Here is a 20,905-nt window from a genome sequence, read left to right as displayed (position 1 = left end):
GCCATGATTAATTCGCCCCGCGTATGTGTTCAGGTGCAAAGCCTTTACATCGAGTCTCAATCCACACCGGATGAAGAACGTTTTGTTTTTGCTTACACCGTGACCATTCGCAATCTCGGGCGAACCCCTGTCCAGCTGCTGGGGCGTTACTGGCTTATCACTAACGGCAATGGCCGTGAAATTGAAGTGCAGGGCGAAGGTGTGGTGGGTGAACAGCCGCACATTGCGCCCGGCGAAGAGTATCAGTATACCAGCGGTGCAGTAATCGAGACGCCGCTGGGAACCATGCAGGGCCATTATGAAATGGTCGATACCGAGGGCAATGCATTCCGCGTTGCCATTCCTGTTTTCCGTCTGGCTGTACCAACACTCATTCACTAAACATGTCTACATATCTCATTGGCGACGTTCACGGTTGCTACGATGAACTGATCGCCTTGCTAAAGCAGGTGGATTTTACCCCAGGTACAGACACGCTGTGGCTCACGGGCGATCTCGTTGCCCGTGGCCCTGGCTCGCTGGAAGTCCTGCGCTATGTCAAATCGCTGGGCGACAGCGTGCGGATCGTCCTCGGCAACCACGACCTGCATCTGCTGGCGGTCTACGCCGGGATCAGCCGCAATAAACCGAAAGACAGGATCACGCCGTTGCTGGAAGCGCCCGACGCCGATGAGCTGATTAACTGGCTACGTCGCCAGCCGCTGCTGCAGATCGACGAAGAGAAAAAACTGGTGATGGCGCACGCGGGCATTACCCCACAGTGGGATCTGCAAACCGCCAAAGAGTGTGCCCGGGACGTCGAAGCGGTGCTCGCCAGCGACTCTTACCCGTTCTTCCTCGATGCGATGTATGGCGACATGCCCAACAACTGGAGCATGGAGCTCAGCGGCGTTGCGCGCCTGCGTTTTATCACGAACGCCTTCACCCGCATGCGTTACTGCTTCCCGAATGGTCAGCTGGATATGTACTGCAAGGATGTGCCGGAAAACGCGCCGACGCCGCTCAAGCCGTGGTTTGCAATCCCTGGCCCGGTAACGGAGCAGTACAGTGTCGTCTTCGGCCACTGGGCATCGCTGGAAGGGAAAGGCACGCCTGAAGGCATTTATGGGCTGGATACGGGTTGCTGCTGGGGGGGAGAACTCACCTGTCTGCGCTGGGAAGATAAAGCCTGGTTTATGCAGCCTTCGAACCGGCATCTGGATTTGGATGAAAATGAAGCCGTAGCGTCGTAGAAGAGCGCTGCACCTCTCCCGGCGGGAAAGGTGCAGTAACCACATTAGCGGCGTTCAAGGATCTCGAAGCAGTAGCTATGCGAGTTTTGCGCATCCGCGTCGTGGAATTCGCTGAACACCGATTCCCACTCGTCAGGATCGTAGTCCGGAAAATGGGTATCCCCTTCCACTTCAGCATCAATGTGGGTCAGATATAATTTCTGCGCTTTCGGCAGGAATTGCTCATAGATACGCCCCCCGCCAATCACCATGATCTCTTCAGCATCGCCGCAGGCAGCAATGGCTTCGTCGATGGATTTAACCCACTCAACACGATCGTCCGTGCCGGGTTGGCTGCTTATTACGATGTTTTTACGGCCCGGCAACGGGCGCCCGATTGACTCCCAGGTCAGGCGACCCATTACTACCGGCTTGTTCAACGTTGTACGTTTAAACCACGCGAGATCGGCAGGCAGATTCCACGGCATGGCGTTTTCCATACCAATCACGCGATCTACCGCAAGCGCCGCAATCAGACTGATCATTGATTATTTCCCGGATGCAAAAAATTGCCGCCACTATACGGAAAGCTTAATCTTTCGTCGACTGGCGGCAGAGTAAAGAACAGGAAATTTTTTATATTTGCTGGCAACCCCTCTTCACGCTACAGGTTTGCTCTCCGGCTCATCGTGCGGATCGCCGGTATGCTTACCCTCTTCCGTTCCCTGCCAGCCATGACGCTGGGTCAGTGAGAGGTGATTACGATCCTCATTGATGATCTCGGTCAGCATGGCGCTGGTGCGTTTAACCACTGCTGCGCGGGATTTGGCATCGTTCTCCGCCATTTCCGCCATCTCCTCCAGCATCTCAATATTAAAGCGACGGAACAGATCGGCCCGCTCCCGGGCTTCATATGCCCCGAGGCCAAGGCTCTCCAGCGCCAGCCGTCCGGATTTGAGCGCCCCTTCAAAGGTTTCACGCTCCGGGGCATCGACACCTGTCTGACGCAGTTTGATGTAGTGATCGATATCGCGCGCGCGGGAGATGATTTTCAGATGCGGGAAGTGCGTCTTCGCCAGCTCAACCAGCTGCAGGCTGTTCTTCGGATCGTCTATCGCGTTGATCAACACTTCGGCCTTGTGCGCCCCGGCGGATTCCAGCAGGTCCACGCGGGTGGCATCGCCATAAAAGACCTTCATATCAAACTTACGCAAGGTTTCAATATGATCGGGATCGTGATCGAGGATGACCATTTTTACCCCACTGGAGAGCAGCAAACGGCCCGCAATCTGACCGAAGCGACCAAACCCGGCGATGATGACCCGCGGTTGCTCTTCATCAATTTCATCAGCCTCGTGCTGTTGACCACTGTTGGCAGCGTCGAGACGGGTCAGCACCACCAGCAACAGCGGGGTTACCGCCATTGATAGCGCCACCGCCAGCGTCAGCGCCTTCGCCCATTCGGGATCGAGCACGTTAGCCATGTTTGCCGCGCCAAACACCACAAAGGCAAACTCACTCCCCTGCCCCAGCAGCACCGCAAACCAGCGCCGCTGTTTCGCGGGAACCTTCAGCGGGCGAGCCACCAGCCAGAGCATGAGCATTTTAATGGCCAGGAAGCCCACCAGCAGGATCGCGATGCGCAGCGGATGGGTGACTAACGTCCCGAAATCAACCGACATCCCCACGCCAATAAAGAACAGCCCCAGCAGCAGCCCCTTAAAGGGCTCGATATCGCTTTCCAGAGCGTGGCGGTACTCGGAGCTCGCCAGCAGAACGCCTGCCAGAAACGCCCCCATCGCCATAGAGAGCCCGGCCTCTTCCAGCATCAGACCAAAGCCGAATACCAGGAATAAGGCCACGGCGCTGAAGACTTCGCGCAGGCCGGAGCGGGCGACAAAACGCAGCAACGGCCGGCTGACATACCGCCCGAGCAGGACCACCAGCGCCAGCGCCCCGACAACTTTCAGGGCCGAAAGGGCAAAGGCGCCCAGGGTAGTTGACGCCCCGGAAGCGGCCAGCAGCGGGATCATCGCCACCAGCGGAATGGCGGCGATGTCCTGAAAAAGCAGCACTGAGAAGGCGCTGCGACCCATCTGCGAAACCGTCAGGTTACGTTCATTCATGGCCTGCATGGCGATCGCCGTGGATGAGAGCGCCAGCGTCATACCGATCAGCTCCGCCACTTTCCAGTCCATGCCCAGCAGGATGCAGAATCCGCCCAGCAGCAGACCGCAGGCCAGCATCTGCAATGCCCCGCCGCCAAATACCGAGGCGCGCAGTTTCCACAGGCGACGCGGATCCAGCTCCAGACCAATCACAAACAGCATCAGCACCACGCCAATTTCCGCAAAGTGCAGAATCGACTCGGCATCAGTGACCAGCCGGAAACCCCACGGACCAATGACGCAGCCGGCAATCAGATAGCCCAGCACCGACCCCAGCCCCAGACGAACCGCAACCGGCACAATCAGCGCCGCGGCACCCAAATAGATCAGCGCCTGAATCAGCGTATGGCTATCCATGATGCGCCTCCTGCCAGTCGAGTAAACGTTGTTTGTAGTGGCGCGCCTGCGCCTGAAGGGTTTCGTCGTCGCAAACGAAGGTGCAGTGCATAGCAAATGGCGGGAGCCAGTTGAGCCCGCAGTAGAGCGCGGTCGCCTGCAGCGGCTGCGCCAGCACCTCAAAGCCGGGGAAGGAACCGATATCGAAATGGCTTTCGCCGCCACCGGTGGTCACCGCCCACAGCAGGCTTTTACCCTTGAGCGCTCTGCCGTTATGACCGTACGCCCAGCCGTGCGAGAAGACTTTATCGATCCACAGTTTCAGCAACGGAGGCGTGCTGTACCACTGCATCGGGTGCTGCCAGACGATGAGATCGGCTCTGGAAATCGCCTCCTGCTCTGCGGCGATATCAATATTAAAGTCAGGATAGAGCTGATAGAGCGAGCGGATTTCTACACCCTCCAGCGTCTTTACCTGATCGAGCATTCGCTTATTCGCATGCGAATGGTGCGGATAAGGATGGGCGTAGATAATGAGTATCATGATTAACCTGGGTAAACGGCTTTCTTGTTGTGACTGTCAGTGTAGTCAGGAAAGCGAGGCGTTTGAAGGGGTCAGTCCCGCGAACAGACTTAACAGCAAGGATTGCCAAACATCCTAAGTAAAAGATATACCCAGAACCAATAAATAACTCAAAACAATTATATTGAGAATAAAGATCATTTTCTTGCTTAAAATAAAATATTCAGAACTTTTAATCTTTTATTAATTCACAAGTTAAAATAAATTGATATACAACGTTGGTTTCAAAATCAATAATTTTAATTTTATAAAATATATAAACCTTAAAAATCAATGATTTACATTAATAAGCCATCTTATTAAGATACGCATTCATTTTTTAAACACAAATGGATGTGGCAATGAAAAGAAAAAACCCTGAATTAAACAAAATAACAAAATCCATGAGCAGAATATTCCCGGCCTTACTTATATTCGCTCCTCTAATGTCCTCCGCAGCAACCATCACCGATTCCACCACCCAAGCACAATCCTTTTCTACAGACGATCAATATATCATTGCCCCTGGTGTCACTATTGCTACGGCGGATGCCGGCTCTGCGGTCACGGTGGATGGAGATTCAATAGCCAATATTGAGAATAACGGCACAATCGCCGCTAATGGCGATGGTATCACCATTAAATCAATGAAACAGGGCGCTAAATTAGACAATAAGGCCGGTGCCAGCATAAAGTCCTCCACTGCCAATGGGATCACCGTCAACGTAATGGGTGGCACTATTGATAACGCCGGCAGTATCATCGGCAAACAAAATGGCATTTTAATTAGCGATGAAGCGTCGACCATCATTATCAACAATAGTGGTCTCGTTGAGGGCGATACGGCGCTCTCCTCGGGCGTGACGATCTCCTTTACCAACGAAGGCACTTTCAAAGGCAACCAGGGCGACGGCCTTAAGCTATGGGGAGCTGGCAATAGTTTTCTGACCAATACCGGCACTATTGAAGGTACGGAAAATGGCATTATCGTCAGCGAAAACGCAAAAGCGGTCATCACAAATACCGGTCTGCTTAAGGGGGCAGAAAGTGCCGTCTATTTTGGCAGCAATAAAAATAATAGCCTGACGCTGGATACCGGCTCACAACTCGATGGTGATGTATTTTCAACAGGTTCAACGGGGAATACGCTCGTACTGAAAGGCAGCGGTAGCGAAGACAGCAACTTTGCTGGTGTTAATCGTGGCGATGGCTTTGCATCCCTGACGATGTCAGGTAGCGCATGGGATCTGACCGGCAATATAGATATCATCGGCGCTGGAGATTCGATTAAAGTCGACGCCGGCAAACTGACGTTTGCAGGCGATGTGAAAAATAGCGGCAACACCCTTATCGCCAATGACGCCATTCTGCAGCTGGGTAACGGAGAAAAAACTTGTACTCTGAGCGGCACGCTGACCAACAATGGTACGCTGGAATTTAACCAGGCCGCAGATTTTACCTTCGCAACAGATATCACCGGCACGGGCAGTGTGGCGAAGACAGATGCCCATACCCTGACGCTCACAGGTAACAACAGCTATAGCGGGGATACGCGACTGCGTAAGGGCACCACACTGGTGGCTGAAGGCGCTACGCTTGGCAGCCAGGGCAATACCGCGACGGTAACGATTGAAGAGGGTGCTACCTTCGCCAGCGCAGGCATCGTCAATAATAATATTGCAATCCTGAATGGCGGCACCCTGGCTGCCTGGAGTGCCGTGTCCGGTAATAGCCTCTCTGGATCCGATAATGTCGATACCATTAATGGTGACGTTAATAACAGCGGTACGCTGCAAATTAGCGGCCTGAACGATCAGGTTGGCAACAATTTCACCATTAATGGCGACTATAGCGGCGCCAGCGGCAGCCAAATCGTCATGAACACCACCTTGGGCGATGATAGCTCCCGCACCGATCATCTGACGATAACGGGCAGCAGCGCGGGCCAATCAAATATCAGCCTCACCAATATTGGCGGCCTTGGGGCACAGACTATAAACGGGATCGAAGTTGTCAGCGTTGGTGGCGACTCAGGTGCCGCCTTTACCTTGTCCAGACCTGCGGTAGTGGGTGCCTGGGAATATACCCTGAATAAGAAGAGCAACGGCAACTGGTATCTTGAATCCAGAGCTTCTACCCCTGACGAACCGGTCACCCCAGACACACCGGTTACTCCAGACGTGCCGGTCGTTCCAGATACACCTGTTGTTCCAGATACGCCGGTTGATCCAGATGCGCCGGACGAGCCTGTTGCGCCGGAAGTCATGGCGCCAGAAGTGGGAGCCTACCTGGGCAACTATCTTGCCGCTCAGGATATGTTCCTGCATAAACGTGACGATCGCGATCAGCTGACCCTGCGCAATGGCGAGGATCTGAATACCTGGATGTATGTCAAAGGCCGTTATCACGATAACGATATCGCTGGCGGCAAAGTAAACTACGACACGACCCAGTTCGTTATGCAGGTCGGTAGTGATTTTATCAGCAAGCAGATGGATCAGGGAGTGCTGCACGCCGGGATGATGTTCGGTGCAGGTCAGGCGAAAACCGACGCTACAGCACGCTACAACACCCGTAGCGCGCAGGGTAAAGTCGATGGTGTGAACGTCGGGCTGTACGCTACCTGGCAGGAAGATCCGGCATTACGCACAGGCAGCTATATCGACACCTGGACCGCGTTTAGCTGGTATCACAATACGGTTAACGGGGACAAGCGCAGCAGCGAATCCTATGACAGCAACGGTTTCGCCGCGTCGCTCGAAATGGGCCATGCCTGGGTGGTGGCCTCTGAGAACGAGAGAACCTGGAAAATCGAGCCGCAAATTCAGGCGATTTACAGCTACCTGGACCAGGAAAATCATAAGGATGCCGACGGCGTACGGATCTCTACCCTTGATAACGACAGCGTACTTGGCCGCGTAGGGGTGAAATCCAGCTACTTTGACCAGAAAGATGTTCAGGCGTGGCAGCCTTATGTGGCAGTTAACTGGCTGAAAGGGGCAGGACAGAACGACATCGCTTTCAACGGCGAAACCTTCAGCAACGATACCCCGGACGACCGCGCACAGCTGGAGCTGGGCGTAACGGGCAAGCTGAACGAGACCACCCTGATCTCGCTGCGCGCCAGCGGCGAATGGGGCGAAAACAGCTACGACGCCTATGGCGGTCATATCCTGTTAAATCACCGCTGGTAATCCTGTTACCGCAACAACCTATGCAGTGGCGCAGGCCACTGCATTTTTTTATCAGTTATCCAGTTCACCCATGGATTTCACCTGATCGCGGTTAATCTGTTCCGTCTGACCGGTTTCGGCATTATCAATAGACATCATTCCAGTATCGTCATCTACCTGCGGTTTTCCGTCGGTGACGATGGTTTTACCGTCAGTAGTTTTCACCGCCTGGTTAGACGAACAACCTGCAACGGTAAATAGTGCTGCGGCAGTAAAAATTGAAGTCAGCAAAAGATTCTTACGCATGGTGTTCTCCCTGCTTTTCAGTTGGATTTAATTATCGACCTGATAATTTTAGGCTAACTGACTGATGGGAGATGAGAAAGCAGAAGGTTCTGAAGAGGGAGGCAGCCATCGTAGGGCGGGTAAGCGAAGCGCCACCCGCCATTTGCCCGGCGTCGCTTTTGCTTACCGGGCCTACGATAACAGGCTTGTTACTTGCTAATCTGCGCGTGCATCTCCTGCACAGAAATCACCTTCTCGGTGGCATCCGCGTTCAGCGCCATCGCTGTCGCAAAACCGCCGTTCAGGGTAGTGTCATAGTGCACTTTGTACTGCAGCGCGCTGCGGCGAATCAGCTTGGAGTCTTCAATCGCCTGGCGCCCTTCGGTGGTGTTGATGATGTAGGTATATTCGCCATTCTTGATACGGTCCTGAATGTGCGGACGACCTTCATGCACCTTGTTCACCAGACGCGGGTTGATACCCGCTTCACCCAGCACAATCGCGGTGCCGTGGGTCGCATCCAGCTCAAAGCCATACTTCAGCAGCTTCGCCGCCAGGTCCACCACGCGCTCTTTGTCGCCTTCTCGCACGGAGAGCAGCGCACGGCCCTGTTTCTTCATGGTGGAGTTACTGCCCAACTGCGCCTTGGCGAACGCTTCCGCGAAGGTACGGCCCACGCCCATGACTTCACCGGTTGAGCGCATCTCTGGCCCTAACAGCGGGTCAACGCCCGGGAACTTGTTGAACGGCAGCACCACCTCTTTCACCGAGTAGTACGGCGGGATAATCTCTTTAGTTACGCCCTGCTGCGCCAGCGTCTGGCCAGCCATCACGCGCGCCGCCACTTTCGCCAGCGGGATACCGGTGGCTTTGGAGACGAACGGGACGGTACGTGCCGCACGTGGGTTCACTTCAATCAGGTAGACTTCATTGTCTTTCACCGCAAACTGCACGTTCATCAGACCGCGTACCTGCAGCTCGAAGGCCAGTTTCTGCACCTGCTCGCGCATCACGTCCTGAATCTCTTTGCTCAGCGTATAGGCTGGCAGAGAACATGCGGAGTCGCCGGAGTGCACGCCCGCCTGCTCGATGTGCTCCATGATGCCGCCAATCAGCACTCTTTCGCCGTCGCAGATAGCATCCACATCCACTTCTACCGCATCGTCCAGGAAGCGGTCCAGCAGGACTGGCGCATCGTTAGAGACGCTGACCGCCGTCTGGAAGTAACGGCGCAGGTCGGCTTCGTCGTAGACGATCTCCATTGCGCGGCCACCCAGCACGTAGGAGGGGCGCACCACCAGCGGGTAGGTGATCTCTTTGGCCTTTTCAACCGCCTGCTCAATGGTGGTGACGGTGGCGTTAGCCGGCTGTTTCAGCTTCAGACGGTCAACGGCGTGCTGGAAACGTTCGCGGTCTTCCGCACGGTCAATCGCGTCCGGGCTGGTACCGATAACCGGTACACCTGCCGCTTCGAGCGCGCGGGCCAGCTTCAGCGGAGTCTGGCCGCCGTACTGCACGATAACCCCTTTTGGCTTCTCGATACGCACGATTTCCAGCACATCTTCCAGCGTTACCGGCTCGAAGTAGAGGCGGTCGGAGGGGTCGTAGTCAGTCGAGACGGTTTCCGGGTTACAGTTGACCATAATGGTCTCGTAACCGTCTTCGCGCAGCGCCAGGGAGGCATGTACGCAGCAGTAGTCGAACTCGATGCCCTGGCCGATACGGTTTGGACCGCCGCCCAGCACCATGATTTTGTCGCGGTCAACGGACGGGTTCGCTTCGCACTCGTCTTCATAGGTGGAGTACATGTAGGCGGTGTCGGTAGCAAACTCTGCCGCACAGGTATCCACGCGCTTGTAGACCGGGTGCAGGTCGTACTGGTCACGCAGCTTGCGGATCTCCGCTTCGCGTACGCCCGCCAGTTTAGCCAGACGCGCGTCGGCAAAGCCTTTACGCTTGAGCATGCGCAGGAAGTCAGCGTCGAGGCCGTTGATGCCCAGCTCTGCCACCTTCTCTTCCAGACGCACCAGCTCTTCAATCTGCACCAGGAACCAGCGGTCAATGTTGGTCAGGTTGAAGACGCCATCGACGGACATGCCCGCACGGAAGGCGTCGGCGATATACCAGATACGCTCGGCGCCCGCGTCTTTCAGCTCACGACGGATTTTGGTCAGGGCTTCCGGATCATCCAGGCTTACTTTCGGGTCGAAACCGGTGGCGCCCACTTCCAGACCGCGCAGCGCTTTCTGCAGGGACTCCTGCTGGGTGCGGCCAATGGCCATCACTTCGCCGACAGATTTCATCTGGGTGGTCAGACGGTCGTTCGCACCGGCAAATTTCTCGAAGTTGAAGCGAGGAATTTTGGTCACAACGTAGTCGATAGACGGCTCGAACGAGGCCGGAGTACGCCCACCGGTGATGTCGTTCATCAGCTCGTCGAGGGTATAACCCACCGCCAGTTTCGCCGCCACTTTGGCAATCGGGAAGCCGGTGGCTTTCGATGCCAGCGCAGAGGAGCGGGATACACGCGGGTTCATCTCGATAACAATCAGACGACCGTTCTTCGGGTTAACCGAGAACTGCACGTTAGAGCCGCCGGTTTCGACGCCAATCTCACGCAGTACCGCCATCGAGGCGTTACGCATGATTTGGTACTCTTTGTCGGTCAGGGTCTGGGCGGGTGCCACGGTGATGGAGTCACCGGTGTGGATGCCCATGGCGTCGAAGTTTTCAATAGAGCAGACGATGATGCAGTTGTCGTTTTTATCACGCACCACTTCCATCTCATACTCTTTCCAGCCGATCAGCGATTCATCAATCAGCAGCTCGTTGGTTGGAGAAAGATCCAGACCGCGGGCACAAATCTCTTCGAACTCTTCACGGTTGTAAGCGATACCGCCGCCGGTGCCGCCCATGGTGAAGGAAGGACGGATGATGCACGGATAACCCACGTCAGCGGCAACCGCCAGCGCCTCTTCCATATTGTGTGCAATACCGGAACGCGCGGTGTCGAGGCCGATTTTTTTCATTGCCACGTCGAAGCGACGGCGGTCTTCCGCTTTATCAATCGCGTCGGCGGTGGCACCAATCATGGTCACGCCGAACTCTTCCAGCACGCCCTGACGCTCCAGCTCCAGCGCACAGTTCAGCGCCGTCTGGCCGCCCATGGTTGGCAGTACGGCATCCGGACGCTCTTTTTCGATGATTTTGCGTACCACTTCCCAGTGAATCGGCTCGATGTAGGTCGCATCGGCCATTTCCGGGTCGGTCATGATGGTGGCCGGGTTGGAGTTCACCAGAATAACGCGGTAACCCTCTTCACGCAGGGCTTTACACGCCTGGGCGCCAGAGTAGTCAAATTCACAGGCCTGGCCGATAACGATCGGGCCAGCGCCAAGGATCAGGATGCTTTTTATGTCTGTACGTTTTGGCATGGTCTTCTCGGCTCCTGATTATTTAGCGGTCTTACGGTATTGCTCGATAAGTTCGATGAAGTGATCGAACAGCGGCGCGGCATCGTGCGGGCCTGGGCTTGCCTCCGGGTGTCCCTGGAAGCTGAACGCCGGTTTGTCGGTACGATGAATGCCCTGCAGGGTGCCATCGAACAGCGACTTGTGCGTGACGCGCAGGTTGGCAGGCATGGAGGCTTCATCGACAGCAAAACCGTGGTTCTGTGCGGTAATCATTACCGTGTTGTTGTCGATATCTTTCACCGGGTGGTTGCCACCGTGGTGACCGAACTTCATCTTCACGGTTTTCGCACCGCTCGCCAGCGCCAGCAGCTGATGGCCGAGGCAGATGCCGAATACCGGAATGTCGGTTTCAAGGAAAGTTTTAATCGCGTCGATAGCGTAATCGCACGGTGCCGGGTCACCCGGGCCGTTAGAAAGGAAGATCCCGTCCGGGTTCATCTTCAGTACTTCGTCTGCCGGGGTTTTGGCCGGCACAACGGTCAGGCGGCAGCCGCGATCCACCAGCATACGCAGGATGTTGCGCTTGGCGCCGTAGTCGTAGGCCACCACGTGGAACGGCAGCTCTTCCTCTTTTTTCGCTTCCGGCAGTTCGCCAGCCAGCGTCCAGCTACCCTGCGTCCAGCTGTAGGACTCAGCGGTGGTCACTTCTTTTGCCAGATCCATACCGTTCAGACCCGGGAAGGCTTTGGCTTTTTCCTGCGCCAGAGCCGCGTCCAGGTTGTCGCCAGCGATGATGCAGCCATTCTGGGCACCTTTTTCACGCAGCAGACGCGTCAGCTTACGGGTATCGATATCGGCAATCGCCACGATGTTATGGCGTTTCAGGTAGGAAGAGAGGTCTTCAGTACTGCGGTAGTTACTGGCAATCAGCGGCAGGTCACGAATGATCAGACCTTGTGCGTGGACCTGGGAGGACTCTTCATCAGCGGCGTTAGAGCCGACATTACCAATATGGGGATAAGTTAAAGTGACGATTTGGCGGGAATAGGAAGGATCAGTGAGGATTTCTTGATAACCGGTCATTGAAGTATTGAAAACGACTTCCCCAACCGCCGAACCTGTTGCCCCAATGGCCCGACCGATAAACTGGGTTCCGTCTTCCAGAACCAATAGCGCTGACTTAATCAAAACACCCTCCAGAGAATATTCACTCACTTTATTTGCATATTAATTCATAACCAGGGTTCAAATCAATGCAAATCTGCTGCCAGTGGATTTTCGGCAAACGGCGGCATTCTGGAGATTAAGCAGGGGAAAGTCAACTCAAAAAGTGGGTTTTGTCTGTCATTTTTATGCCATTGGTGGGAAAGACAGTTATTAACGGGCAAAAAGATCAACTAAATCACCTGGGAAAACGCTTGCTAACCCATTTTATTGTTAGAACTGCCGTTGCGGTCCAAAAAAGTGGACCATTTGGTCAAAATTCACAATTTTGAAACAAAAATAGAGGTGAAAAAGAAGATTTATGGGAAGTTAATATAAAAATTATGCCAAAGACTTCAAAATTAAAGGGCAATAAAATATTGCCCTTTGCAATCAATTAATTACGACTGCAATAACCACATCACGAAGGGTAACTATGATTACAAGTTTTTAAGATCAAGCACATCTCGCATGTCAAAAAGACCATCTTTTTTGCCTTTCAACCAAATAGCAGAACGTACAGCCCCATTTGCAAAAGTCATACGACTGGAAGCCTTATGGGTGATTTCAACGCGCTCACCAATATCGGCAAACATCGCGGTATGTTCGCCTACAATGTCACCGGCACGCACCGTGGCAAAACCAATGGTGCCCGGAACGCGTTCGCCGGTATGACCTTCACGGGTGTAGACGGCACACGTTTTCAGATCCTTATCCATCGCCTGGGCAATCGCCTCGCCCATCGCCAGGGCCGTACCTGACGGTGCATCCACTTTGTAGCGATGGTGCGCTTCAACGATCTCGATATCGGTATAGTCGCCCATCACCTTCGCCGCTTTCTCCAGCAGCTTGAGCATCACGTTCACGCCCACGCTGAAGTTGGCCGCAAATACGACAGGGATGACTTTCGCCGCATCCTGAATCGCCTGTTTGCCCGCATCGTCAAAACCGGTGGTGCCGATCACCATGCCCTTGCCGTGCTGGCGGCAAAACGCCAGGTGATGCAGCGTGCCTTCCGGGCGCGTAAAATCGATAAACACGTCAAAGTCATCTTTTACTGCATCAAGGCTGCTCTGCACGGTAACGCCCGTCTTAGCCACGCCTGCCAGCTCACCGGCATCCGCGCCTAATAAAGAAGAGCCTTCGCGCTCCAGCGCGGCGCCAAGCGCAACGCCGTCCATCTGCAGCGTAGCCTGAATTAACTGACGGCCCATACGGCCACCCGCGCCCGCAATTGCGACACGGACCTGTGCATCATGCATAGTTATTCTCTTACGTTAAAATGATGTAAATCGTTTCCAGAGTAACCAGCCAGCAAGATTGCCGCCATCTGAAAACGCCGATAATTAGAATTTAATGATAAAACGGGTCAGATATCAGTAAAAAACATAGGCGTCAGCGAAAACCGCACGATTCACGCACCACCAGCGTAGGGGGCAGGATGATCCGCTTTGGCGGCTCGTCATTCCCTTGAATGCGGCTAAAGAGCAGCTCGCCCGCCTTACGACCGATCTCTTTGGCGGCCACGGAGACCGTGGTTAACGCAGGCTGAACCAGTCCCGCTTCGGTAATGTCATCGAACCCGACCAGCGCAAAATCACTGCCCGGCTCGCGCCCCAGCTTGCGTAAACTCTGCATAACGCCCAGCGCCACGATGTCCTGGTAACAGATAGCCGCTGTGATCTGCGGATGGCGCGACAGCAGAGCCAGCGCAACGCGCGCCCCGTCACTTTGGCTGGCCTGGGCGGTGACGATCCACTCCGGATTCGGCGTTACGCCATACTCCAGCAGCTTGCTGGTAAATCCCCCGAGGCGCTGCGCCCGCGAGCCGGAGCGCGCGCTTCCTCCGATAAAAGCGATATGGCGATGGCCCATCCGCAACAGATGCTCCGTGGCTAACTGGGTGCCGAGGAAGTTATCAGTGCCAACGAAATCAAAATCTGGATCGTTCAGCGGGCGCACCACCATAATCGCCGGAATAGTGCGGCGCTTCAGGCCATCAAAAAAGGCCTGCGGCGTTTCGCGCGCGGCACACAGCACCATGCCGCAGACGTTGTTGCGCATCAGTGAATCAACAAACTTCTGCTGGCGCGATGAAGACTCTTCGCTGTTGGCCAGGAACAGCAGCAGGTCGTGGCGCTCCATCTCGTGGCTCAGCCCCGCCGTCATTTCGCCGTAGAAGGGGTTGGTAATATCGTGAAGCAGCAGCCCGACCTGGTTACTTCGCCGGTTGCGCAGATTAGCCGCCGTCTGGTTATAGACGTAGCCCGTCTCGTCCAGCGCCCTGAGTACTTTCTCCCGCGTGGCCTGGGAGATCCGCCCCTTGTTGCACAGCACCATTGATACCGTTGCAGTTGATACGCCTGCCCGTTTTGCCACGTCCGCCAGCGTTATTCCCGTCATGGTGACTCCTTTTTTCTTTAGATTAATCGAATAACCTAATTTTTGCATTTTTCCCTGTGACCTCCTTCACAGAACCGCCGCAGATTACCCGTAAATGCCGCGGAATGCCGGGTTAATCGCGTTAACCACTCTTTTCAAAGTCGGTTAATCGAATAACCTAATCAATATTGAAGGAGAGAGACTATGACCACCTACGATAAACACCCTGAAGTCAACATAAGCGGCTTCGACCACCGCGCCTGGCAGGGCTGGGAGGCGATTGGACGTACGCTTGCACAGCAACAGCGCCCGAAACGCACCGTGCTGGTTATCGACTGCTATCCCGGCGTACGTCTCGACGAACTGGAGCAGATGTTGTTCTCATCGCTCCGTCCGGCGCTGACGATTAATGCCGAACGGGCCCGCCGCGATGAGGATGCGCTGCATGCGATGCTGGCGCGTAACCTCACCGATGACCGCGTTTTTGGCGTGCTTTCATGCCACCAGCTAGTGGAATTTATGGACAGGGAGAGGCTAAAGGCTCTGCAAGAGCAGGTCACCGCTTGTGAAGAGGGGCTGGTGGTGATTTATGGCTCCGGCGCTGCCCTGGTCCATCCGGGCGACGTGCTGGTCTACGCCGATCTGCCGCGCTGGGAAATTCAGCAGCGTATGCGCAAAGGCGAGCTGGGCAACTGGGGTGTCGAAAACCAGACTGAAGATATGCTCCGCCGTTATAAGCGCGCCTTCTTTATTGAGTGGCGGGTGTTCGATCGCCACAAAACACCGCTGCTTAAACGCGCTGATTTCCTGCTGGATACCACCCTCGCTAACGCACCGGCGATGGTCTGCGGAGACGCCCTGCGCGCGGGCCTGGCGCACACCACCCGGCGTCCTTTCCGCGTGGTGCCCTTCTTCGATCCCGGCATCTGGGGCGGCCAGTGGATGAAACAACAGTTCGATCTCGATCCCGCCGCGCCCAACTACGCGTGGTGTTTTGATTGCGTGCCCGAGGAAAACAGCCTGTTACTGCGTTTTGGCGCGGTGCGGATCGAGATCCCCTCCCAGAACCTGGTTCTGCTTCAGCCCCGATCGCTGCTGGGGGAAAAGGTTCACGCCCGGTTTGGCGCGGAATTCCCAATCCGCTTCGACTTTCTCGATACCATCGGCGGGCAGAACCTGAGCTTTCAGGTGCACCCGGTAACGGAGTACATCCAGCAGCAGTTCGGTATGCACTACACCCAGGATGAGAGTTACTACATTCTGGAGGCGGAGCCCGGCGCGGTGGTTTACCTGGGCACCGTGAGCGGCACCCACCCACAGGCAATGATGGACGATCTCAAACGCGCCGCTCAGGGTGAAAAAGCCTTCGATGACGCCCGCTTTGTGAACAAGATCCCGGCGCATAAACACGATCACTTCCTGATCCCCGCCGGCACGGTTCACTGCTCAGGTTCCGGCACGATGGTGCTGGAGATCAGCGCCACGCCTTACATTTTCACCTTCAAACTCTGGGACTGGGGCCGTCTCGGCATGGACGGTCTGCCCCGCCCTGTTCACCTCGAGCATGGCGAGCAGGTCATTGACTGGCAGCGTGACACCCGCTGGGTACAGAAGCATCTCATGAACCAGTTTGAGCCTGTCAGCGAAGGAAAGGGCTGGCGCGAAGAGCGCACCGGCCTGCACGAACGCGAATTTATTGAAACCCGCCGTCACTGGTTCAGCGAACCAGTCCTGCACAACACGGAAGGCGGCGTAAACGTGCTGAACCTGGTGGAGGGGGCAGAAGCGCGAGTGGACAGTCCTGACAACGCCTTTGAACCCTTCGTGGTGCATTACGCCGAAACCTTTATCGTCCCTGCTGCCGTGGGCGAATACCGCATCTCTCCCTGGGGTAAAGGCATCGGCCAGCAGCTGGCCACCGTTAAAGCCTGGGTAAGGGGGTAAGCATGATTCAGTTTATCGTTGCCACACACGGCCCCCTGGCCGCCGCGCTGCTGGAAAGCGGGGAGATGGTCTATGGCGAACTGCCAAATCTACGCGCCGTATGCCTCACCGGAGAGAGAGGCATTGAAGGATTTCGCCATGATTTCACTACCGCTCTGGCACAGGCCAGCGAGGGGGCCAGCGGCATTTTGGTGCTGTGCGATATGCAGAGCGGCACGCCCTGGAACGTGGCCTGCGAAGCCGCGTTTAACCCCTTAACCCAGCCGCCCATCGCCGTGGTAGCGGGGGTGAATTTCCCGATGCTGCTGCAAACCGATGAGGTCGCTGAGCTGGACGATGTGCAACACGCCGCCGCACAGCTTCTTGAACTGACTTTCCCCACGCTCATCCAGGCCAGGCCCGTGGTGACCGAACAGACAGACGATTTTTAAGGAGAGAGCTATGACGATTTCTTTCGTACGCATTGATGACAGGGTAATCCACGGCCAGCTGGTCACACGCTGGGCAAAAGAGCTGCCCTGCGACGGCATCGTCGCCATTGACGATGCCGTCGCGGCCGACCCACTGCTCTCGTCGGTCATGAAAGGGGCGGTATCCGATACCAAAGTGTGGCTATTTGATACCGCTACGGCCATTGAGAAGCTGCCGAAGGTCATTGCCAGCGAGAAACGCTATTTCGTGATCGGCAAATCACCGGTCACGCTGCAGCGCATTGAACAGGCGGGCATTAGCCTGAAAAACAGCAACGGGAAAATTAATGTCGGGCCAATGAGCGCCCGCGCCAACACCACGACCATCGGGCCTAACCAGTCCGTCAGCGCTGAGGAGGCCGCAGCCTTTGAGTGGCTTGCCGAACAGGGCCATGTGATTGAGTTTCGCCTGGTGCCGGATGCCAGCTTCTTTAGCTGGCAGGACGCTAAACAAAAAATAAAATAAGGAGCCAGAAATGATTGTCGAAGCATCATTAATCGGCCTGTTTTGCTATCTCGGGGCGCTCAGCAGTCCCTGGCTGTTCGGCCTGACAGGCGGCTGGTATCTCATCTCCAGGCCGTTGATTTCGGGCATGCTGGTAGGGCTTATCCTTGGCGACGTAAAAACCGGTATCATGATTGGCGTGGCGGTTCAGGCTGTCTATATCGCCATGGTCACCCCGGGCGGCTCGATGCCAGCGGATTTAAACTTCGTCGCCTGGCCTGCGATAGCCCTTGGCATTCTCTCCGGTAAAGGTCCCGAAGTCGCCGTTGCCCTGGCAGCCACCATTGGCATCGCCGGCACCATCCTCTTTAACGCCATGATGGTCCTGAATTCGTACTGGAACCACCGGGCGGATGTTGCGCTGGAACGCGGCGACGAACGGGGACTCTTTCTCAACAGCGCGATCTGGCCGCAGGCGATGAACTTCTTACTGCGCTTTGTTCCGGCCTTCATCGCGGTCTATTTTGGTGCCCAGTACATCAGCAGCTTTATGGATAGCCTGCCACAAACCGTGCTCTCCACGATGAACGTGCTGGGCGGCATCCTGCCTGCCGTGGGCATCGCCATTCTGTTAAAGCAGATCATCAAAAGCTATACCATGCTCATCTACTTCCTGGTCGGTTTCGTCTGCATTGTCTTTCTGAAGCTGAACATGGTGGCGCTGGTGATTGTCGGCGCGCTGCTGGCGCTGATCCATTACAACTACAAGCCGGAGGCACCGCAACCCGTTGCCGCAAGACCGACGCACGACGACGAGGATGAATTCTGATGGAAGAACGTAAACTCACCCGTAAGGATCTGCGCCGCTGCTGGCGGGCATGGATGATGCATAACCTGTCGTCGATGAGCTTTGAACGCCTGGAATCCTTCGGCTTTTGCCTGAGCATGCTGCCGGTGGCAAAAAAGCTCTATCCGGACGCAACGCAGCGCACCGAAATGCTGCGCCGTCATGCCTCGTTCTACAACACAGAACCGCAGATTGGCGCGATAGTTAACGGCATGGTGCTGGGCCTGGAAGAGAAAAAAGCCAACGGTGAACCCATTGACGGCGACACCATCAATACCCTGAAGGTGGGCCTGATGGGGCCGATCGCCGGCATCGGCGATTCAATGATCCCCGGCATGCTGATCCCCATTTTGCTGAGTATCGGAATGGCGCTGGCGGCGGGGGGGAATATTCTCGGGCCGCTTTTTTATGCTATTGCCTGGCTGGCGATCGTGCTCCCTGGCTCCTGGTTCCTGTTTCTTAAGGGCTACCGGATGGGTTCCGGCTCGGTGGAGATGCTGGTAAGCAGCAAATCCGCACGCCTGCGTGAGGCGCTCTCGCTGCTGGGGGTGTTCGTCATGGGCGGCGTGGCGGCAAGCTACGTGAAGCTGGGCACCGGGCTGGAGTTCATCACTAAAGATGGGGTGAATATCCACGTTCAGCAGATGCTCGATGGGATCTTCCCGCAGTTGCTGCCGCTGGCGGTCGTGCTCGGCACCTGGTATGTGATGGCAAAAAAAGGGGTCTCGCCGGTGAAAGCCATGCTGCTACTGCTGGTGCTGGCCGCGCTTGGCGTGGCATCCGGTCTGTTTGCCGGTTAAACGAGCCGGGGCGATGCCCCGGCTTACGTTACGGATGGAAGTTGCGCCATAACTCCGCCGTTTTATCCGGGCGGGAGATAAACTGAAAGCGGGCGGGATCGTCAATAAACTGCTGGTAGACAGGCGCATCGGTGATGCCAAACTCGCTGTAGCAGCGCGGCGTAATCATCTGCAGCCTGCCTGCCATATAATGCTTATTATGTTGCCAGACGATATGCCTCCCCTGCACCAGCGGATACCAGGCGAGCCCCCTGCGGGCGCGAATGGCCTCATACTCAAAGCCATATTCTCTGTCGCACCAGGCGCCAAAGGTTAAGGGCTCCTCCGGCGAGGCGGAAATAGTGGCATGGCCCCACCCCGGCGGCACCAGTACCTTTTCACCCGGCCCCGCCAGCACCGCAAAGCAGCGGCCGGGATCGTCATCAACATACTCTTGCATGTAGACGATCGCTTTCCCCTGCCAGATCTCATACAGTTCGGGCGGTGACCATCCACTGTGTTGGCTGATACGGTGAACATGCCCCTGGCTACGCACCGGCTCATCGCCGAGCGTACCCGCGGCATAGGTGACCACGCCAAACAGCAGTTTCCGCTTTTCCAGCTTCTCTCTGTCTGCAAGCCTCGCCACGTCCATCGCGATGGCATACACCTGCTCTGGCCCTTCGCAGTCCGGATTGCGCAGCGACGGACGGATCTGATCCAGCGTTCGGATCTCTGGCATCGGGCCAGTGACGTCGCCTCCGTAGCTAAAACCTAATGGACGGTGTGTAATGGTCATATCCAGCCCAACGTTAAGCATGGCTGACCTCCCATCCCTGTGGGTGAAGTTCAGCGGCAAATACGCGAAGCGCATAACCGCCGGCCAATGCCACCTGGGGTGGCGGGGTAATATCAGGATTCATGTTTATCTCCGGCCCGAGGAGAACAACATAACAAGCTTACCAGATTAACCTGTCCCCCTCCCGCGAAGCCTTCCGCTCTGTCGGGTTAATCACACTCCAGTTACGCCTGCTCGTGAAGGGCATAAGTGATGACCAGCTGCCCTTTTTTTATTTTCATCCCCAGGATCTCCATTTCACCTATTTCCGCCAGCTGGCTAACATGCGTTCCGCCACAGGCATAAGCCGGAAGATCGCCAAAGCGAACCTGGCGTCTGCCCGCTTCCATTGCTGTATGACGGGGCAGATTGTCCGCTTTCCAGCCGTCAATAAGAACTGTCAGCGCGCTGGCATCAGGCATTGCGCTCTTAAGATCCCGGGCCGTAAAGGTAATCCTTCCTTCACCGGGCCAGTGGTGGGCTTTTACCGGTTCCCAACCACATCGCTCGCCGGCATAACCGATCAAATGGCCTGCGCTGTGCCAGCGGGAATGTCGCACCCGCGCACTTTTATCCACCTGAATGTCCACCTCACCAGGCATAAGCGGCCGGGCCAGAATGTGAATGACCTGCTCTCCACGCAGGTTCACGCTCTCCACCGCGATCCCGGCGATGAAGCCCCGATCTGCTGGTTGTCCGCCACCCTGCGGATGGAAAAGGGTTTGATCCAGCTCGACGGCGTAACGGCCATCCGCCTCTTCAGTGCAACGGATGACTTTCGCGCGGCCTTCCGTCGCTTCACTGGTGTAATAAAGTCGTTCTGTCATGGTTGTTCTCCTCTGTACCCTG

18 protein-coding genes are annotated in these 20,905 nt (G+C 55.9%); 8 read left to right on the top strand and 10 right to left on the bottom strand.

Annotation, left to right across the window (positions count from 1 at the left end; translation table 11 throughout):
- Positions 1-3 precede the first annotated feature (3 nt).
- Both apaG and apaH read left to right on the top strand, forming a co-directional pair.
- Positions 4-381, top strand: coding sequence for a Co2+/Mg2+ efflux protein ApaG (gene apaG / locus WFM46_RS02735; protein ID WP_103178235.1), 378 nt, complete (start codon positions 4-6; stop codon positions 379-381).
- A gap of 2 nt (positions 382-383) precedes the next feature.
- Positions 384-1,232: a bis(5'-nucleosyl)-tetraphosphatase (symmetrical) ApaH gene (gene apaH / locus WFM46_RS02730; RefSeq protein ID WP_180209037.1), complete on the top strand. Its 849-nt coding sequence runs from the start codon at positions 384-386 to the stop codon at positions 1,230-1,232.
- A gap of 44 nt (positions 1,233-1,276) precedes the next feature.
- Here the strand turns inward: apaH and folA are convergent, their stop codons facing one another.
- From folA to kefF, 3 genes are all read right to left on the bottom strand, one after another.
- On the bottom strand, positions 1,277-1,756 hold the full coding sequence (gene folA, locus WFM46_RS02725) for a type 3 dihydrofolate reductase (RefSeq protein ID WP_103178233.1): 480 nt from the start codon (positions 1,754-1,756) through the stop codon (positions 1,277-1,279).
- Positions 1,757-1,870: 114 nt separating this feature from the next.
- Positions 1,871-3,736, bottom strand: a complete 1,866-nt coding sequence (kefC, locus tag WFM46_RS02720; RefSeq protein WP_103178232.1) for a glutathione-regulated potassium-efflux system protein KefC — start codon at positions 3,734-3,736, stop codon at positions 1,871-1,873.
- Positions 3,729-4,259: a glutathione-regulated potassium-efflux system oxidoreductase KefF gene (gene kefF / locus WFM46_RS02715; RefSeq protein WP_103178231.1), complete on the bottom strand. Its 531-nt coding sequence runs from the start codon at positions 4,257-4,259 to the stop codon at positions 3,729-3,731. The genes kefC and kefF overlap by 8 nt, the downstream gene beginning before the upstream one ends.
- Before the next feature lie 380 nt (positions 4,260-4,639).
- On the opposite strand from kefF, the gene WFM46_RS02710 reads away from it, so the two are divergent.
- Entirely contained in the window at positions 4,640-7,471 is a 2,832-nt protein-coding gene (locus WFM46_RS02710; RefSeq protein WP_442913439.1) for an autotransporter family protein, read from the top strand.
- Between the two features lie 51 nt (positions 7,472-7,522).
- On the opposite strand, the gene WFM46_RS02705 is transcribed toward WFM46_RS02710, so the two are convergent.
- The 5 genes from WFM46_RS02705 to WFM46_RS02685 form a co-directional block, all read right to left on the bottom strand.
- The gene (locus WFM46_RS02705; protein WP_103178229.1) at positions 7,523-7,756 is read right to left on the bottom strand and encodes a YgdI/YgdR family lipoprotein; all 234 of its coding nucleotides are present in this window, start codon (positions 7,754-7,756) and stop codon (positions 7,523-7,525) included.
- A gap of 188 nt (positions 7,757-7,944) precedes the next feature.
- Positions 7,945-11,169 carry a carbamoyl-phosphate synthase large subunit gene (gene carB, locus WFM46_RS02700; protein WP_336997025.1) on the bottom strand — a complete coding sequence of 1,075 codons (3,225 nt, stop codon included), beginning with the start codon at positions 11,167-11,169 and terminating at the stop codon, positions 7,945-7,947.
- 18 nt (positions 11,170-11,187) lie between these two features.
- Positions 11,188-12,336: a glutamine-hydrolyzing carbamoyl-phosphate synthase small subunit gene (carA, locus tag WFM46_RS02695; RefSeq protein ID WP_103178227.1), complete on the bottom strand. Its 1,149-nt coding sequence runs from the start codon at positions 12,334-12,336 to the stop codon at positions 11,188-11,190.
- Positions 12,337-12,791: 455 nt separating this feature from the next.
- A complete protein-coding gene (gene dapB / locus WFM46_RS02690) occupies positions 12,792-13,613 on the bottom strand; it encodes a 4-hydroxy-tetrahydrodipicolinate reductase (RefSeq protein ID WP_336997024.1) in 822 nt (273 codons plus the stop codon).
- A 133-nt stretch (positions 13,614-13,746) separates the two neighbouring features.
- Positions 13,747-14,754, bottom strand: a complete 1,008-nt coding sequence (locus tag WFM46_RS02685; RefSeq protein WP_103178225.1) for a LacI family DNA-binding transcriptional regulator — start codon at positions 14,752-14,754, stop codon at positions 13,747-13,749.
- A 183-nt stretch (positions 14,755-14,937) separates the two neighbouring features.
- Here WFM46_RS02685 and WFM46_RS02680 point away from each other — a divergent pair, with 183 nt between their 5' ends.
- Genes WFM46_RS02680 through WFM46_RS02660 form a run of 5 tightly spaced genes read left to right on the top strand, consistent with a single transcriptional unit; the run spans position 14,938 to position 19,239 of the window.
- Positions 14,938-16,677 carry a class I mannose-6-phosphate isomerase gene (locus tag WFM46_RS02680; protein WP_336997023.1) on the top strand — a complete coding sequence of 580 codons (1,740 nt, stop codon included), beginning with the start codon at positions 14,938-14,940 and terminating at the stop codon, positions 16,675-16,677.
- 2 nt (positions 16,678-16,679) lie between these two features.
- Positions 16,680-17,108, top strand: a complete 429-nt coding sequence (locus tag WFM46_RS02675; protein ID WP_180209040.1) for a PTS fructose transporter subunit IIA — start codon at positions 16,680-16,682, stop codon at positions 17,106-17,108.
- A gap of 10 nt (positions 17,109-17,118) precedes the next feature.
- The gene (locus WFM46_RS02670; protein WP_180209041.1) at positions 17,119-17,613 is read left to right on the top strand and encodes a PTS sugar transporter subunit IIB; all 495 of its coding nucleotides are present in this window, start codon (positions 17,119-17,121) and stop codon (positions 17,611-17,613) included.
- 10 nt (positions 17,614-17,623) lie between these two features.
- Positions 17,624-18,421 carry a PTS mannose/fructose/sorbose/N-acetylgalactosamine transporter subunit IIC gene (locus tag WFM46_RS02665; protein ID WP_336997022.1) on the top strand — a complete coding sequence of 266 codons (798 nt, stop codon included), beginning with the start codon at positions 17,624-17,626 and terminating at the stop codon, positions 18,419-18,421.
- Positions 18,421-19,239, top strand: a complete 819-nt coding sequence (locus WFM46_RS02660; RefSeq protein WP_336997021.1) for a PTS system mannose/fructose/sorbose family transporter subunit IID — start codon at positions 18,421-18,423, stop codon at positions 19,237-19,239. The genes WFM46_RS02665 and WFM46_RS02660 overlap by 1 nt, the downstream gene beginning before the upstream one ends.
- A gap of 28 nt (positions 19,240-19,267) precedes the next feature.
- Here the strand turns inward: WFM46_RS02660 and WFM46_RS02655 are convergent, their stop codons facing one another.
- Together WFM46_RS02655 and WFM46_RS02650 are read right to left on the bottom strand one after the other, a co-directional pair.
- Positions 19,268-20,038 (bottom strand): glucose-6-phosphate isomerase family protein, encoded by a 771-nt coding sequence (locus tag WFM46_RS02655; protein ID WP_336997020.1) that lies wholly within the window; start codon positions 20,036-20,038, stop codon positions 19,268-19,270.
- A 203-nt stretch (positions 20,039-20,241) separates the two neighbouring features.
- The gene (locus WFM46_RS02650; protein ID WP_336997019.1) at positions 20,242-20,883 is read right to left on the bottom strand and encodes an alanyl-tRNA editing protein; all 642 of its coding nucleotides are present in this window, start codon (positions 20,881-20,883) and stop codon (positions 20,242-20,244) included.
- Between the last annotated feature and the right edge of the window lie 22 nt (positions 20,884-20,905).

Source organism: Leclercia sp. M50 (genome assembly GCF_037150775.1).
GTDB lineage: Bacteria > Pseudomonadota > Gammaproteobacteria > Enterobacterales > Enterobacteriaceae > Enterobacter.
This window is presented reverse-complemented; position numbering and strand designations above follow the sequence as displayed.

Coding starts and splice junctions, on each gene's coding strand:
- WFM46_RS02705 (WP_103178229.1), bottom strand. CDS start 7,756: ATGCGTAAGAATCTTTTGCTGACTTCAATTTTTACTGCCGCAGCACTA.
- dapB (WP_336997024.1), bottom strand. CDS start 13,613: ATGCATGATGCACAGGTCCGTGTCGCAATTGCGGGCGCGGGTGGCCGT.
- folA (WP_103178233.1), bottom strand. CDS start 1,756: ATGATCAGTCTGATTGCGGCGCTTGCGGTAGATCGCGTGATTGGTATG.
- carB (WP_336997025.1), bottom strand. CDS start 11,169: ATGCCAAAACGTACAGACATAAAAAGCATCCTGATCCTTGGCGCTGGC.
- WFM46_RS02655 (WP_336997020.1), bottom strand. CDS start 20,038: ATGCTTAACGTTGGGCTGGATATGACCATTACACACCGTCCATTAGGT.
- WFM46_RS02675 (WP_180209040.1), top strand. CDS start 16,680: ATGATTCAGTTTATCGTTGCCACACACGGCCCCCTGGCCGCCGCGCTG.
- WFM46_RS02685 (WP_103178225.1), bottom strand. CDS start 14,754: ATGACGGGAATAACGCTGGCGGACGTGGCAAAACGGGCAGGCGTATCA.
- apaH (WP_180209037.1), top strand. CDS start 384: ATGTCTACATATCTCATTGGCGACGTTCACGGTTGCTACGATGAACTG.
- kefF (WP_103178231.1), bottom strand. CDS start 4,259: ATGATACTCATTATCTACGCCCATCCTTATCCGCACCATTCGCATGCG.
- WFM46_RS02670 (WP_180209041.1), top strand. CDS start 17,119: ATGACGATTTCTTTCGTACGCATTGATGACAGGGTAATCCACGGCCAG.
- WFM46_RS02660 (WP_336997021.1), top strand. CDS start 18,421: ATGGAAGAACGTAAACTCACCCGTAAGGATCTGCGCCGCTGCTGGCGG.
- kefC (WP_103178232.1), bottom strand. CDS start 3,736: ATGGATAGCCATACGCTGATTCAGGCGCTGATCTATTTGGGTGCCGCG.
- WFM46_RS02710 (WP_442913439.1), top strand. CDS start 4,640: ATGAAAAGAAAAAACCCTGAATTAAACAAAATAACAAAATCCATGAGC.
- WFM46_RS02650 (WP_336997019.1), bottom strand. CDS start 20,883: ATGACAGAACGACTTTATTACACCAGTGAAGCGACGGAAGGCCGCGCG.
- WFM46_RS02680 (WP_336997023.1), top strand. CDS start 14,938: ATGACCACCTACGATAAACACCCTGAAGTCAACATAAGCGGCTTCGAC.
- WFM46_RS02665 (WP_336997022.1), top strand. CDS start 17,624: ATGATTGTCGAAGCATCATTAATCGGCCTGTTTTGCTATCTCGGGGCG.
- apaG (WP_103178235.1), top strand. CDS start 4: ATGATTAATTCGCCCCGCGTATGTGTTCAGGTGCAAAGCCTTTACATC.